Source organism: Nocardioides bruguierae (genome assembly GCF_023554635.1).
In the GTDB taxonomy this organism is placed as follows: domain Bacteria; phylum Actinomycetota; class Actinomycetes; order Propionibacteriales; family Nocardioidaceae; genus Nocardioides; species Nocardioides bruguierae.
Map to the genome: position 1 here is coordinate 102,177 of NZ_JAMJPH010000033.1, position 14,523 is coordinate 116,699.

General features: G+C 75.4%; 14 protein-coding genes. 6 read left to right on the forward strand and 8 right to left on the reverse strand.

What is annotated here, in order from left to right:
* Positions 1-19: 19 nt before the first annotated feature.
* Entirely contained in the window at positions 20-1,084 is a 1,065-nt protein-coding gene (locus tag M8316_RS17855) for a glycosyltransferase (protein ID WP_250056863.1), read from the reverse strand.
* A gap of 237 nt (positions 1,085-1,321) precedes the next feature.
* Between M8316_RS17855 and M8316_RS21240 the strand changes: the two genes are divergently transcribed.
* Together M8316_RS21240 and M8316_RS17865 are read left to right on the forward strand one after the other, a co-directional pair.
* Positions 1,322-2,563: an LCP family protein gene (locus M8316_RS21240; RefSeq protein ID WP_250056865.1), complete on the forward strand. Its 1,242-nt coding sequence runs from the start codon at positions 1,322-1,324 to the stop codon at positions 2,561-2,563.
* Positions 2,564-2,774: 211 nt separating this feature from the next.
* Positions 2,775-3,077: a GIY-YIG nuclease family protein gene (locus M8316_RS17865; protein ID WP_250056868.1), complete on the forward strand. Its 303-nt coding sequence runs from the start codon at positions 2,775-2,777 to the stop codon at positions 3,075-3,077.
* A gap of 201 nt (positions 3,078-3,278) precedes the next feature.
* Here M8316_RS17865 and M8316_RS17870 read toward each other — a convergent pair whose 3' ends face one another.
* Both M8316_RS17870 and M8316_RS17875 read right to left on the reverse strand, forming a co-directional pair.
* Entirely contained in the window at positions 3,279-4,319 is a 1,041-nt protein-coding gene (locus M8316_RS17870) for a GNAT family N-acetyltransferase (RefSeq protein ID WP_250056870.1), read from the reverse strand.
* The gene (locus M8316_RS17875) at positions 4,316-6,010 is read right to left on the reverse strand and encodes an ABC-F family ATP-binding cassette domain-containing protein (protein ID WP_250056872.1); all 1,695 of its coding nucleotides are present in this window, start codon (positions 6,008-6,010) and stop codon (positions 4,316-4,318) included. The genes M8316_RS17870 and M8316_RS17875 overlap by 4 nt, the downstream gene beginning before the upstream one ends.
* Before the next feature lie 127 nt (positions 6,011-6,137).
* Between M8316_RS17875 and M8316_RS17880 the strand changes: the two genes are divergently transcribed.
* Positions 6,138-6,839 (forward strand): maleylpyruvate isomerase family mycothiol-dependent enzyme, encoded by a 702-nt coding sequence (locus M8316_RS17880; protein ID WP_250056874.1) that lies wholly within the window; start codon positions 6,138-6,140, stop codon positions 6,837-6,839.
* Between the two features lie 3 nt (positions 6,840-6,842).
* On the opposite strand, the gene M8316_RS17885 is transcribed toward M8316_RS17880, so the two are convergent.
* Genes M8316_RS17885 through M8316_RS17895 form a run of 3 tightly spaced genes read right to left on the reverse strand, consistent with a single transcriptional unit; the run spans position 6,843 to position 9,246 of the window.
* Complete coding sequence (locus tag M8316_RS17885; protein WP_250056876.1) at positions 6,843-7,451, reverse strand: class I SAM-dependent methyltransferase; 609 nt, start codon at positions 7,449-7,451, stop codon at positions 6,843-6,845.
* Positions 7,448-8,368 (reverse strand): tRNA pseudouridine(38-40) synthase TruA, encoded by a 921-nt coding sequence (gene truA, locus M8316_RS17890; protein ID WP_250056878.1) that lies wholly within the window; start codon positions 8,366-8,368, stop codon positions 7,448-7,450. Before truA ends, M8316_RS17885 begins: the two co-directional genes overlap by 4 nt.
* 50 nt (positions 8,369-8,418) lie before the next feature.
* Positions 8,419-9,246 (reverse strand): hypothetical protein, encoded by an 828-nt coding sequence (locus tag M8316_RS17895; protein WP_250056880.1) that lies wholly within the window; start codon positions 9,244-9,246, stop codon positions 8,419-8,421.
* Positions 9,247-9,419: 173 nt separating this feature from the next.
* Here M8316_RS17895 and M8316_RS17900 point away from each other — a divergent pair, with 173 nt between their 5' ends.
* The gene (locus M8316_RS17900; protein WP_250056882.1) at positions 9,420-11,102 is read left to right on the forward strand and encodes an NAD(P)/FAD-dependent oxidoreductase; all 1,683 of its coding nucleotides are present in this window, start codon (positions 9,420-9,422) and stop codon (positions 11,100-11,102) included.
* A 4-nt stretch (positions 11,103-11,106) separates the two neighbouring features.
* Here M8316_RS17900 and M8316_RS17905 read toward each other — a convergent pair whose 3' ends face one another.
* Positions 11,107-12,018 (reverse strand): PfkB family carbohydrate kinase, encoded by a 912-nt coding sequence (locus tag M8316_RS17905; protein ID WP_250056885.1) that lies wholly within the window; start codon positions 12,016-12,018, stop codon positions 11,107-11,109.
* A 122-nt stretch (positions 12,019-12,140) separates the two neighbouring features.
* Between M8316_RS17905 and M8316_RS17910 the strand changes: the two genes are divergently transcribed.
* Positions 12,141-12,494 carry a GntR family transcriptional regulator gene (locus M8316_RS17910; RefSeq protein ID WP_250056887.1) on the forward strand — a complete coding sequence of 118 codons (354 nt, stop codon included), beginning with the start codon at positions 12,141-12,143 and terminating at the stop codon, positions 12,492-12,494.
* A 99-nt stretch (positions 12,495-12,593) separates the two neighbouring features.
* The gene (locus M8316_RS17915; RefSeq protein ID WP_250056889.1) at positions 12,594-13,568 is read left to right on the forward strand and encodes a ketopantoate reductase family protein; all 975 of its coding nucleotides are present in this window, start codon (positions 12,594-12,596) and stop codon (positions 13,566-13,568) included.
* Positions 13,569-13,643: 75 nt separating this feature from the next.
* Here the strand turns inward: M8316_RS17915 and rplQ are convergent, their stop codons facing one another.
* Positions 13,644-14,201: a 50S ribosomal protein L17 gene (gene rplQ / locus M8316_RS17920; protein ID WP_250056891.1), complete on the reverse strand. Its 558-nt coding sequence runs from the start codon at positions 14,199-14,201 to the stop codon at positions 13,644-13,646.
* Positions 14,202-14,523: the final 322 nt, after the last annotated feature.

Below are 14,523 nucleotides of genomic sequence, written 5' to 3' on the forward strand. Positions count from 1 at the left end.
GCTCCCGGGCGCGAACGGCTCAGCCGACGCGAGCCACCTGGAAGCGCGCAGGGACGGCGCGCTTCCGGGCGGCCTCGGCGAGGTGCGCCGAGGTGAGGGTCTCGCCGGGCTCCACGAGCACCACGAGGCCGCGCTCGGCCAGCTCGCGGCACATCCGGATCTGGTGGTCGTCGACGTGCTCGCCGCGCTCGGGGCAGCGGGGCACGACCACGGGCACGTGGCCGGCCTCCAGGGCGGTGAGCACCGAGCCGGCACCGCCGTGGGTGACCACGACGTCCGCGTCGCGCACGCCGGCCAGCATCTCCTGGGCGCTCAGCCAGCGCTGGGGCTGCTCGCCCGCCACCCGGCAGTCGGTGTTGCCGACCTGCCAGGTCACCGGGGTGGTGGGGGCGGCGGCCAGCACGTCGTCGACGAGGCGGGTGAAGCCGAACTGCTCGGTGCCCAGCAGCACCGCGAGGGAGCGCGGGGCGCGGGCGACGGTGTGGGTCTCGACGGCGAAGCCGGAGTAGATGTCGTGGGCCCGCAGCCAGGTGCCGGCCCAGGTGGCCGAGGACTGGTGGAACAGGCGGGAGCCGGGGATGCTCGCGGCGAGGCGGCCGGTGAGCGAGGGGCGGTCCAGCCGGGCCACGCTCTCGACGTAGACGACGGGCGTGCGGAAGGCGGCGGCCGCCACGAGGTGCGGCACCGCCTGGAGCGCGCCGGCGGAGAGGACGACGGCGGGGCGGACGCGGCGGTGCAGCATGAGCGCGCGGGCCAGGCCGGCAGCCGCCTTGGTCATCTCGCGGCTGGCGATCCGGGGCACGAAGGTGACGGTGCCGCCGTCGGCGGTGACGTCCTTGGTCTGGCCGGTGCGCGGCACCACCCAGTGCCGGTCGACGGGGTCGATGCCCCACGCGTCGGCGAGGGCCCGCAGCTCGGCGAAGTGGCCGCCGCCGGAGCTGACCAGCATGACGGGGCCGGTGCCGCCGTCCCGGACGAGGGGCAGGGCGTCGGGCAGCACCTGGGGTGCCGGAGCACGGCGCTTCGCCCGGCGGAGCACGACCGGTGCGGTCGTCTCGGGACGGGACGGTGCGGTGATCGACATGGGTGTCACTCCTGCTGTGGGGATAGCCCAAGCAGACGTCCGTTCAACACATGTTCGTGCTGGTCACCCGTCGACTTACCTCAGATGCGGGTGGGTCGGGCCACCCACGTACCCCACTTGGGGTAGGTCATGACGGGACCCGGTCGAGGTGGGTGCCGGGGCTCCTACCGTCACGGTGTCGGCAGCGTCCCCTGCGCTCCGAGCACCCCCGATCACCCAGACTGCGAGGAGCCCGTCGTGGCCCGAACCTCCGAGCGCGAGAGCCGCTCCACCTCCTCGGCCGGCGCCCCCGGCGACGCCGGGCTCTCCGGCATCGGCCTGGCCGAGCACGAGGACGTCGAGCACGGGGGCGCCGAGCACGGGGGCGGCACGCCGCCGCCGGAGCCGCCCGCCACGTCCGACGGCGCCGCACCCTCGGGCCGGCGTCGCCGCCGCGTCCGGATCGCCGTCGTGGTCGTGCTCGCGCTCCTCGCCGTCGGTGCCGGCGCGACCGGCTGGGGCGTGCACTCCACCGAGAAGCAGCTGGACTCCCAGGTGACCCGCGTCGACGACGTCTTCTCCGGTCTCACCCTGCGCCCCGACAAGGTCGAGGAGGGCCCCGCGGCACAGGCCCTCAACATCCTGCTGCTGGGCTCCGACGCCCGCAGCGACACCCCCACGACCGGCACCGCCGCCGGGGGGACCGGGACCGACGCCGACATGAGCGCCGAGGACTGGGTCCCGGGCTCGCAGCGCTCGGACACGATGATGCTGCTGCACCTGTCCGCGGACCGGCAGTCGGCCTCGCTGATCTCCTTCCCGCGGGACTCCTGGGTCGACGTCCCCGGCTGGGGCTCGGCGAAGATCAACGCCGCGTTCTCCTGGGGCGGGCCGTCGCTGGCCGTGCAGACGGTGGAGCAGCTCACCGGGGTCTACATCGACCACGTCGCCTGGGTCGACTGGGACGGCTTCGAGGCCCTCACCGACGAGCTCGGCGGCGTCGACGTGTGGATCCCGGGCACCGTCTACGACTCCGCGCGCGACGTCACCTGGACCAAGGGCATGCACCACCTGGACGGCGAGGAGGCGCTGCTCTACGTGCGCCAGCGCTACGGCCTCACCGGCGGCGACCTGGACCGGGTGCGCCGTCAGCAGTACTTCATGAAGGCCCTCATGGACACCTTCCGGCACCAGTTCAAGGCCACCGACCCGCTGCACGTGCGTGACATGGTCTCGGCGCTGACACAGCACCTCTCGATCAGCTCCGAGCTCACCCTGGACGACCTCAAGGACCTGCTCATGGACCTCACGGACCTGCGCACCTCCGACGTCGACTTCATGACCGCCCCGGTCACCGGGTTCGGCGACGAGGACGGCCAGAGCGTCGTCTACCTGGACACCGCGGCCGGTCGGTCGCTGTGGCGGGCGGTGCGCAACGACAAGGTCCGCGCCTGGTCCCGCGAGAACGTCGACTCCCTGACCATCGGCGTCGTCCGCTGACCCAGCCGGTGGCCGGGCTGACCGCTCGGTTGTCGAGGTGCGAGGAGCGCCGCACCCACCGGTGGTCGAGGTGCGAGGCCGTCCACGGCCGAGCCTCGAGACCCCCACCGGTGGTCGAGGTGTGAGGAGCCCCGGCGACGAGCCTCGAGACCGCCGTCCACAGGCGCGACGTCTCGCGCATGACCCCGCTCGCTCCGGGCAGACCACGGACATGGCCTGGACCTACATGCTCCGCTGCGCGGACGGCGCCTACTACGTCGGCAGCACGACGGACCTCGGACGACGCCTGGAGGAGCACCAGGAACGGCGAGGTGCGGCCTTCACCAAGCCGGACAAGAGACGCCCGGTGACGCTGGTGTGGTCCCAGGAGTTCGACCGCGTCGAGGACGCCTTCAGGTACGAGAAGCAGCTCCAGAGCTGGAGCCGAGCCAAGCGTGAAGCGCTCATCGCCGGTGACCTCCACGCGGTCCGCGAGGCCGGGCGTCGGCCGGGTGTCAGGCCCCGCCACAGGTGAGGGGTCGCCGGTCTCGAGGCTCCTCGCTGGCGCTCGTCACACCTCGACCACCGACCAACCGCTCCTCGCCGGCGCTCGTCACACGTCGACCACCGACCAACGGCGCTCGTCACACCTCGACCACGGACGGACCGCACCGGTGGTCGAGGTGCGAGGCCGTCCACGGCCGAGCCTCGAGACCGCCGACGCAGGACCGCCCTCCTACGACGTCCTCTTCTCCAGCCCGCCCAGGCACTCGACCGGGCGGAAGCCGAGCGCCTCGTTGACGCTCACCATCCAGGGGTTGTCGAGCGCGTTCCAGGTGATCACCTCGCGCACCTCGGGCTGGTGCTCGCCCAGCAGCCGGGTGGCGGCCACCTTGAGGGCGACGCCGAGCCGGTGGCCCCGGTGGTCGCGGTCGACGAGGGTGCCCCACTGGTAGGCGCGGGTCGGCTCGTGGACCGTCGTGACGACCTCGGTGTAGGCCACCACGGTGCCGTCCGGCGCGAGCGCCGCCGCCCGGTAGGGCGTGCGCCCCTGCCGCACGAACAGCTCGTCGCCCTCGCGGACCCGCTGCACGTCCGCCTGCTCCGGCTCCCGGGTGAGCCCGCCGGTGGGGGCCTCGGTCTCCAGGCTCGCCTCCAGCACCGCCCAGCCGCCGACGAGGTCGTCGGGCACGTCGCCGACCCACGCGCGCAGCACGTAGTCGGCGTGGTGCGGGGCGGCGGAGGCCGCGAGGTCGTCCAGGACGGCGGGGGCCACCGGGAGCGCCAGGCGACGCTGCACCTCGACCAGCTCCAGCGCGTAGCCGCGGGCGCGCCCGAACTCCAGGCCCGGGAGCCCAGCGGGGTCCTGCCCGAGCTCGAAGGGCCACGAGGTCTCGGTGCCCAGCACCGTCCGCCCGTGCTCCGCGCAGTACGCCTCGAGGTGGGCGAGCAGCGCGGTGCCGTGGCCGCGGCGCCGGTGCTCGGGCAGGACGCCGAGCATCACGTGCCCGACGGTGAGGTTGTCGCGCAGCGGCAGCTCGACCATGCCCCAGGCGACGGTCTGCTCGGCGCCGTCCGGGCCCGGAACGGTGCCGGCCCAGGCGGTCATGACGCGGGTGGAGCCGGTGCCCCGCAGCGCCTCGCGGGTCTCGGGCTCGGTCCACACCACGAAGGTCTCGCCCCGGTCGGCGCGCTCGGCGTCGCGGTAGACCCGGTGCCAGGCGGAGTAGTCGGCGTCGTCCTCGACCCGGACGGGCCGGATGGTCAGGCGGCTCATCGGACCCGCTCCACTCGTCCCTCGTCCCACACCGGTTCCGGCGCCTCGTAGACCGACCCGTCGGCCCCGTAGACGAGGAACCGGTCGAAGCCGCGGGCGAACCACCGGTCGTGGGTCACGGCGAGCACGGTGCCCTCGAACGCGGCCAGGCCCTCCTCGAGCGCCTCGGCCGACTGCACGTCGAGGTTGTCGGTGGGCTCGTCGAGCAGCAGCATCGTGGCGCCCGAGAGCTCCAGCAGCAGGATCTGGAACCGGGCCTGCTGCCCGCCCGAGAGCGACTCGAAGGTCTGCTCGGCGCTGGCGGAGAGCTCGTAGCGGTCCAGGACGCGGCTCGCGGCCTCGCGCCCCATGCCCTGGCGTCCGTCGGGGTGCCCGTCGCCGCGGTGCAGGATGTCGACCAGCGTGCGGCCGATCAGCTCGGGGTGGTGGTGGGTCTGCACGAACCAGCCCGGACGTACCCGCGCGCCGAGCCGGGCGCGACCGGTGTGCCGCACCGGCTCGATCTCGACCTCGCCGACGGGTCGGTGCTCGACGTCGGGGTCGCTGCCGCCCGCGGCCAGCAGCCGCAGGAAGTGCGACTTGCCCGAGCCGTTGGAGCCGAGCACGGCCACGCGCTCGCCGAACCAGACCTCGAGGTCGAACGGCTTCATCAGGCCGGTGAGCTCCAGGTCCTCGCAGACCACCGCGCGCTTGCCGGTGCGACCGCCCGCCAGGCGCATGGTCACGTGCTGCTCGCGCGGCTGCTCGGTCGGCGGGCCGGCCTCCTCGAACTTGCGCAGCCGGGTCTGGGCGGCCTTGTAGGCCTTGGCCATGCCGTCGTTGAACTCGGCCTTCACCTTCAGCCGCAGCACCAGCGCCTTGAGCTTGGCGTGCTCCTCGTCCCAGCGGCGCCGCAGCTCCTCGAAGCGGGCGAACCGGTCCTTGCGGGCCTGGTGGTAGCTGGTGAACCCGCCGGGGTGCGTCCACACCGTGTTGCCGGCCCAGCCGAGCTCGACGGTGACGACGCGGGTCGCGGTGTTGTCGAGCAGCTCGCGGTCGTGGCTGATCAGGAGGATCGTCTTGTCGCTGGCCCGGATGCGTCCCTCGAGCCAGACCTTGCCCGGCACGTCGAGGTAGTTGTCCGGCTCGTCGAGCAGCAGCACCTGGTCGGGCCCGGCCAGCAGGTACTCCAGCACCAGCCGCTTCTGCTCGCCGCCCGACAGCGTGGCCAGCGCGCGGTACTTGGCGCGGTCGTAGGGCAGCGCGAGCGCGGCGGTCGTGACGACGTCCCAGACGACCTCGATGTCATACCCGCCCGCGTCGGCGTACTCCGCCAGCGCCTCGGCGTAGCGCATCTGGGTCTTCTCGTCGTCGCTCTCCATGAGCTTCAGCTCCAGGGCCTCGACGCGCGCGGACGCCTCCCGCACCCGTGCCGGGGAGACCGAGAGCAGTAGGTCGGCGACCGTGGGGTCGGCGCCCAGGCCGGCCTTCACGTCCTGGCGCATGACGCCCAGCCCGCCGGAGCGGGTCACCACGCCGCCGTGCGGCTCCAGGTCGCCGGAGACGATCCGCAGCAGCGTCGTCTTGCCCGCGCCGTTCGCGCCGACCAGCGCCACCTTCGCGCCCTCGCCGACCCGGAAGGTCACGTCGTCGAGCAGCACCCGCCCGTCGGGGAGCTCGTACCTGACACCGGCGACGTCCACGTGACCCACGGGGCCCGATCCTCCCCCATCCGACGCGGCGGGTCACCTCGATATCGCGGGGCCCGGCGCCGGTGCCGGCCTGAGGGAAGACTCACGACCGGGTGCCAGGGTGAGAGACGCCTGAGAGGATCGTTGCATGCAGCACCCGTTCATCGACCTGCTCGCCTCGGCCGTGGAGCGCTTCGCGGCGCTGACGGCGGAGGTCGACCCCACGCTCCCCGTGCCCGCCTGCCCCGACTGGGTGGTCGTCGACCTCGTGGAGCACCTGTCCAGCGTCCACTCCTGGGCCCGCCACGCGATCCTCGAGGGCAACCCGGAGGCACCGCTGCTCGACTCCACGCCGGCCGACCTCTCGCTGCTCCCCGGCTGGTACCGCGGGCACGCCGAGGCGCTGCTCGCGGTGCTGCGCAGCACGCCGGAGGACGCTGAGGCGTGGACCTTCGGGCGCGGCGCCGGGACCGCCGGTTGGTGGCAGCGCCGCCAGACGCACGAGACGCTGCTGCACACCCGCGACCTGCTCGCGGCCGCCGGCCGCGAGGACGAGTGGCACGTCGACCCGGCGCTGGCCTGGGACGCCCTGGACGAGGTGGCCTCGATGTTCTACCCGCGCCAGGTGCGGCTCGCCCGCTGCGACATGCTCACCACGGCGCTGCGGCTCGTGCCGACGGACCTGCCCGCCGGGCTGCTGGCCGAGACCGGCCCGGTCGTCATCGGTGACGTCGAGGACGTCGTCGAGCTCACCGGCACCGCGGGTGACCTGCTGCTCCAGGTGTGGAAGCGGCTCCCCTGCACCGACGAGCGCGCCGCCGGCGTCCTGGCGCACGCGATCACGCCGTAGGCCTCAGGCGCGGTGGGTCTCCAGGACACGGAACCCCTTGGCGCTGGCGATCCGCTCCGTCGGCCAGCCCTGCTCGCCCAGCCACCGCTGGAGCGAGTCGCCACCGAGGTTCTTGCCGACCACCATCACCGCCCGGCCGCCGGGCGCGAGCCGCGGGAGCCACCGCAGCAGCAGCTCGTGCAGCGCCTGCTTGCCGATGCGGATGGGCGGGTTCGACCAGATCTCGTCGAACTCCGCCTCCGCCGGCACCTCGTCGGGCAGGCAGGCCGTGACGCGGTCCTCGACGCCCAGGTCGGCGGCGTTGCCCCGGGTCAGCAGGAGGGCGCGCTCGTTGACGTCCACGCTGGTCACGTGGGACGTCGGCGAGGCCAGCGCGGCCGCGAGGCCGATCACGCCGTAGCCGCAGCCCAGGTCGAGCAGCCGCGGCGCAGTGGGCGGCTCGGTCTCGCGGAAGAGCACCGAGGTGCCGATGTCGAGCCGGCCGTGGGCGAAGACGCCCGACCCGGAGCTCAGCACCAGGTCCTGGCCCCACACGTGCGTCTCGACCCGGGTGCGCGCGAAGGGCACGCTGGGGTCGGCGGTGAAGTAGTGCTCCGCGTCGTCCGTGCTCATCCGCGGTCCCCCTCGTGCTCGCTGTCGGCCGGGCCCTCGTCGGGCTGGGTGTCGGGCTCGATGTCGGGGCAGGCGTGGCCCGCGACCTCGTCGGCGCGCCGCCGTGCCCGGGTGCGCTCGTTGCGGGCGCCCAGGTCCGCGTCGGCAGGGTAGGCCACCTCCTCCAGCACCAGCCCGTGGGCGTGGGCGACGGCCACGTGGGAGGTGCGCTCCCCGGCGGCGAGGACGGCGGCGGGCCACTCCACCGGGCGGCGGCCCTCCCCCACGGCGAGCAGGCAGCCCACGAGCGCGCGCACCATCGAGTGGCAGAAGGCGTCGGCCCGCACGTGCGCGACGGCCAGCCCCGCCTCGTCCCGGGCCCAGGTGAAGTGCTCGAGGGTGCGGATGGTGGTCGCGCCCTCGCGCGCCTTGCAGAAGGCGGCGAAGTCGTGGCGGCCCTGGAGCGTCTCGGCGGCCCGGGCCATGAGCGGCACGTCGAGCGGTCGGGACCAGCGCAGCACGTGCCGCACGGCCAGCGGGTCGAGGGTGGCCGGGCTGTCGCTCACGCGGTAGGCGTAGCGGCGCCACAGGGCCGAGAACCGCGCGTCGAAGGCGGCGGGCACGGGGGCCACGGCGCGCACCGCCACGTCGGCGGGCAGGATGCCGTTGAGCCGGCGCACGAGCGCGTCGGTCGGTGCCACGGGCGAGCGTCCGGCCGAGGAGGCCAGCACCGCCTCGTCCACGTCGACGTGCAGCACCTGGCCGCGGGCGTGCACCCCGGAGTCGGTGCGGCCGGCGCAGGTGACCGGCACCGGGTCGGTGCGCAGGGCGGTGCCGAGGGCCTCCTGGACGGTCTCCTGGACCGTGCGCAGCCCCGGCTGGCTCGCCCAGCCCGAGAAGTCGGTGCCGTCGTAGGCGAGGTCGATCCGCAGGCGCACGGCCCCATCCTCGCGCACCCGGGCGCGGGAACCGGCATCTGCCGGGCGGCCTACCCGGGGGCGTCTGTCGCCAGGCGGGCGGGCCGCGGCTGCGGCAGCGTGCGCGAGAGCGTCACGACGACCGCGGCGGCCACCACCAGCGCCCGGGCGCCGCCCCACGGCAGCCGGGTCTCGAGGAACGAGGTCCCCAGCGACGCCGCGAGGGCCCCGGCGGCCACGACCGCCAGCACCGTCCACGCCGCCGGACGCGGCAGCGCCGACGACAGCGCGAGCGCGGCACCGATGGGGAGCGAGCACGCCAGGGTCCAGGCCAGCAGGTCGGCACGGTCACCCGAGCCGCCCGTCAGCAGCCCCGTCACGAGCACCGGCCCCACGACCAGCACCACCACGCCCGCCGCCACGCCGGTCGCGCGGACGGCCACGGGCTGCGACCACGTCGCGTACCGACTCCGCACGAGCAGCAACAGCAGCACCAGGCAGGTCGCGGCAGCGAGCCCGCCGACCACCGCCAGGAGCGCGGCGAGTGCCGTGACCAGTGGCTCGGCCGTGATCTGCTCCGTGGAGCAGCACCCCCGGTACAGCGGCCAGCGTCGGGTGGCGACGAGGCCGGTGCCGGCCAGCTGGGCGGCGCACAGCCCGGCGACGCCGAGGGCGGCCGCGGTGACCACGGCTCCCCGGCGCATCAGCAGGACGAGGCCCGCGCCGAGGGTCGTCGCGGCCAGCAGCACCTGCAGCGGCCCGTAGACCGTGGGCCCGCCGGCCGTCCACGCCCCGCCGACGCGCCCGAGGCCGTCCGTGGCCAGCACCAGGCCGGCGACCAGGCCCGCGACGACCACGACCGCCCCCACGAGCCGCACCGGCCCCGCACCCGTCTCCATGCCCGGCACCGTAGGGCGCCGCGGCCGGCCCACGCGCGGGAAGCGGCCCCGCTCCCCACCCTGGGGTACGCGCCGCACCGTGCACCGAGCCGCGCACCCGGCCGCGCACCCGGCCGCGCGAACCGGCCGCGCGAACCGGCCGCGCGAACCGGCACCTGCCTAGGCTGCACCCTGTGAGCACCACCCCGCCCCCGGTCCTGCTGCTGGTCGCCGACCAGCACCTCGGCGACCTGCGCGCCGGCTTCGCCCGCTACACGGGCGAGTACGACGTGCGCGCGGTGCGCAGCCTGGAGGAGGCCGAGCGGGTCGTCGCCGGCATCCGGGACGACGGCGGGGCACTGGCCCTGGTCGCCACCGACGCGGTGCTGCCGGACGCGGACCCGGTGGCGGCGTTCGCCCGCCTGCGGTCGCTGGCACCCCACGCCCGCCGGGTCGTCGCCGCGCACTGGGAGCTCTTCCTGGCCGAGGCCGAGCGCCTGCGGCCGGCGATGGCCAAGGGCAAGTACGACGCCTACCTGCTGATGCCCCGCGGCATCCGGGACGAGGAGTTCCACCAGGCGATCACGGAGCTTCTCAGCGACTGGGCCTCGACCGCTGCCGGGCCCGAGGTGGTGAGCGTCAAGATCCTCTGCGACGGCCTGCACCCCGACCTGCACGGCGTGCGCGACTTCCTGGACCGGATGGGAATGCCCTACCGCGTCTACGACCCCGAGTCCGAGGTCGGGCTGGCCGTGCGGCAGGCCCACGCCGCTGAGGTCGGCGAGGACCCGGCCTACCCGCTGGTCGTGGCGATGAACCGCCCCGCCGTCCAGGCCGCCACCGCCCAGAAGGTGGCCGCCACGTTCTACGGGTCGGCGGAGGGCGTGGACGTGCCCGGCACCGTCGACGTCTGCGTCGTCGGTGGTGGGCCCTCCGGGCTGGCGGCCGCGGTGTACGCCGCCTCCGAGGGGCTCTCGGTCGTGGTGCTGGAGGCCGAGGCCATCGGCGGGCAGGCGGGCACCAGCTCGATGATCCGCAACTACCTGGGCTTCCCGCGCGGCATCTCGGGCATGCGGCTGGCCCAGCGCGCCCGCAACCAGGCGCTGCGCTTCGGCACCCGGTTCGTCACGGGCTGGCGCGTGGAGGGCATGGAGCCGGGCGAGGACGGCGCCCCGCACGTGCTGCGCACCGCCGGCGGCCACGTCTCGGCGCGGTCGGTCGTGGTCGCCACCGGCGTCGCCTACCGCAAGCTCCGCGTCGACCCGGTCGAGCAGCTGGTCGGGCGCGGCGTCTTCTACGGCGCCGCCATGAGCGCCGCCCGGGAGATGGAGGGCGCCGACGTCTACGTCGTGGGCGGCGGCAACTCCGCCGGCCAGGCCGCGGTGCACCTGGCCCGCTTCGCCCGGTCGGTCACCATCCTCGTCCGACGGCCGGCGCTGACCGAGACCATGAGCCAGTACCTGATCACCGAGATCGACTACCACGAGCGCATCTCGGTACGGACCTGCACCGAGGTCACCGACGGCGGCGGCGACGCGCGCCTGGAGTGGCTCGAGCTCACCTGCACCACGGACGGCAGCACCGAGCGCGTGCCCGCCCAGGGGCTGTTCCTGCTGCTGGGCGCGGAGCCGCACTGCGACTGGCTGCCTGCGCAGGTGGCCCGCGACGAGCGCGGCTTCGTGCTCACCGGCCGCGACGTCCCCCGCGAGCGATGGACCGACGGGCTGCCCCCGGAGAACCTCGCCACCACCGTGCCCGGCGTCTTCGCCGCGGGCGACGTGCGGGCCGGGTCGATGAAGCGCGTGGCCTCCGCCAGCGGCGAGGGCGCCTCGGTCGTGCCGCTGGTGCACGCGTGGCTGGCGCCCGAGCCGGAGTAGCGGCTCAGGCCTCCGCGGCGTCCAGCTCCGCGCGGGTCGGCGGGTCCGCGCCGGGCCGGGAGACGGTGACCGCGGCCGCTGCGGCGGCGTGCGCGAGCAGGCCCTCGACCTCGCCGCGGCCCAGGTCGCCGATGCGCCCGCCGAGGCGACCGAGCCCGGCCAGGCCGTCGACCAGCGCCGCGGAGAACGTGTCGCCGGCACCGATGGTGTCGGCCACGGTGACCCGGCGCCCCGGCACGTCCGTGCGGCCGGCGGCGTCGAACCAGGAAGCGCCGTCGGCGCCGCGGGTCACGACGACCACCGACGCCCCCAGGGCGCGCAGGTGGGCGGCGCCGGCGTCGAGGCCCAGGCCGGGCCAGAGGTGGTCGAGGTCCTCGTCGGAGAGCTTCACCAGGTCCGCGAGGGCCACCACGGCCTCGGTGGCGGCCACGACCTCCGGCCCCGTGCCGGTGATGCTGGGCCGGGCGTTGACGTCGTAGGTGATGGTGGCGTCCGGGCGCGCGACGGCGGCGACCGCCCGCACCTGCTCGGCGCCGGGGGCCAGCACGGCACCGATCGAGCACACGTGGACGGCCAGCGGTGGCGGGTCGCTCGGCACCTCGCCGATGCGCCACTCCAGGTCGAAGACGTAGCTGGCCGAGCCGTCCTCGGCGATGGTCGCCACCGCGGAGGAGGAGTGGTCGATCACGGCCGGGTCCGAGGCGAGCAGCACGCCGTTGCGGTCGAGGTGCTCGGCCAGCATCGTGCCGTGCTCGTCGCCGGTGAAGGCCGTGGCGAACCGGACGGGCCGACCCAGCCGCGAGAGAGCCACGGCCACGTTGGCTGCGCTCCCGCCGGGCCGGGCGACGACGGCGCCGTCGGGGGTGTGCACCACGTCCACGAGGGCCTCGCCGACGACGAGGAGGTCACGCTCCATGCGCCGGTTCTAGCACGCGGGTGCGACGCGGGTCACCTCGGTCAGGACCAGGGCGGTCCCGGTGTGCCGCTCGGGCGCCCCGGCGCCGCCGACCGGGCACCCCGCGCCCCTAGGCTGGGCGCGTGGCCCTCCTCCCCCTCGACCCGCACTCCCCCGAGCCCGCCTCCGAGCAGCTGCGGCTCCAGGTCGCCGACCGTGCTGCGTCCGGCGACCTGCCGGTGGGCACGCGGCTGCCGCCGGTGCGCGCCGCCGCGGAGCAGCTGGGCCTGGCCGCGAACACCGTGGCCAAGGCCTACCGCGCCCTGGAGGCCGCCGGGGTCGTGGTGACCGAGGGCCGCCGCGGCACGTTCGTCGCGCAGCAGCGCGGCACCGACGGTCTCCTCGCGGCGCACGCCGGCGCCCTCGTGGACGCGGCACGCGAGCGCGGCCTGAGCCTCGCCGAGACCCAGCGGCTCCTCGAGCGCACCTGGGGCTGACCGCGCGGCCGTCTCCGCGCTGGCCCTCACCCCCGACGGCCCTCACCCCCGACGGCCCTGGCACACGGCTGCGCCCGCCCCGCGGCTAGCGTGAGGGACGTGCGCTACGTGATCGTCGGAGCAGGAGCCATCGGGGGCGCGGTCGCCGCGCTCCTGCACGAGGCCGGGGTCGAGGTGCTGCTGGTCGCCCGGGGCGCCACCCTCGAGGCGGTGCGCCGCGAGGGCGTGCGCCTCACCGTCGCCGACGCCCCCGAGAGGTCGGTGCCCGTACCGGTGGTCGCCCACCTCGACGAGGTGGTCTGGGACGAGGCGCGCGACGCGCTGGTGCTGGCGGTGAAGTCACAGCAGACCGAGGCGCTGCTCCCCGCCCTGGCGGGCGTGCCCGCCGGCATCCCGGTGTTCTGCCTCCAGAACGGGGTGGAGAACGAGCGGCGGCTGCTGCGCCTGCGCGCGGACGTGCACGCCGTCGTGGTGATGATGCCCGCCTCCAGCCTGGAGCCGGGCCGCGTGCTGCTGCACAGCGGTGGCCGGCCGGGGCTGCTCGACACCGGGCGCTACCCCACCGGCACCGACGCTGCCGACGAGGCGTGGGCCCGCGACCTCGGTGCGGCCGGGTTCGACGTGGTCGCCCGCCCCGACGTCATGGCCTGGAAGCGCCGCAAGCTGCTGCTCAACCTCGGCAACGGCGTCGACGCCGCCTTCGCCGACTCCCCCGACGCGGACGCCCTGGACGACCTCGTGCGCGCCGAGGGCGAGGCGGTGCTGGACGCGGCCGGGCTCCCGGTGGTCAGCGCCGCCCAGGACCGGGAGCGCCGCAGCACCCTGCTGCGCCCCCTCGTCCGGCGGGACGAGGCGGGCAGCTCGACCTGGCAGAGCCTGGCCCGCGGTGCCGGTGACGTGGAGACCGACCACCTCAACGGCGAGGTGCTCCTTCTCGGCCGGCTGCACGGGGTCGCGACGCCCGCGAACCGGCTCGTGGCGGACGCGGTGCACCGCCTCGTCCGGGACCAGGGAGCGCCCCGCAGCCTGGACGCCGCCGCCGCGCTCGCCACGCTGGGCGCCGCCCGCGCCTGAGCGGCACCGGAGCCCTCCGGAACGGACGAACCCGCCCGGCGTGCGCCGGACGGGTTCGTCGTGGTGAGGGGTGCCTCAGGCCTTGTCGCCTTCGGTCTCCTCGGTGCTCTCCTCGGCGGAGTCCTCGGCCGGGGTCTCCTCGGCGGGGGTCTCCTCCGCCTCGGTCGCCTCGGCGGCGGGCTCCTCGACCGGCTCCTCCACGGGCGCGGCCGGGGCGGCCGGAGCAGCCTTGGCCTTGGGCTCGTAGGCCTCGGTCACGAGCTCGATGACGGCCATCGGGGCGTTGTCGCCCTTGCGGGGGCCGATCTTGGTGATGCGGGTGTAGCCGCCGGGACGCTCGGCCATGGCCGGGGCGATCTCGGTGAACAGCTTGTGCTGGGCGTACTTGGTCACCGCGTCGGTCTCGGGGTCGAGGCCCGAGAACAGCTCCTTGAGCACGAGACGGCGGCTGTGCAGGTCGCCCTTCTTCGCACGGGTGACGAGCTTCTCCGCGTAGGGCCGCAGGGCGCGGGCCTTCTTCTCCGTGGTGGTGATGGCGCCGTGCTCGAAGAGCGCGGTGGCCAGGTTGCGGAGGATGAGGCGCTGGTGCGCCGCGGAGCCGCCGAGGCGGGGGCCCTTGCTGGGCTGAGGCATGTGATCTCTCACTTTCTCCCCGGCCGTATGAGGTACCGGGGTAGTCGGCCGGCGGGTGCCGGCCTGGTTCAGGTGGGGTGCCCCGGACGGGGCGACCCGCGTCGTGGGGGGGGGGGGCCGCCCGGGCCCCCCCCCCCCCGGGCGGGGGGGGCCGGGGGGCGCCCCACCCCCCCCCCGGGGGGGGGTGGGGGGGGGGGCCCCCCCCCCCCCCCACGAGACGCCCGCACCCACCCCACCTCCCGGCCCACGCACAGGTCCTGGTCTCGGGACAGCCGCGAAGACCCGCGCCCTCCGGACGCAGCACGACGCCGAGCCGGCCCTG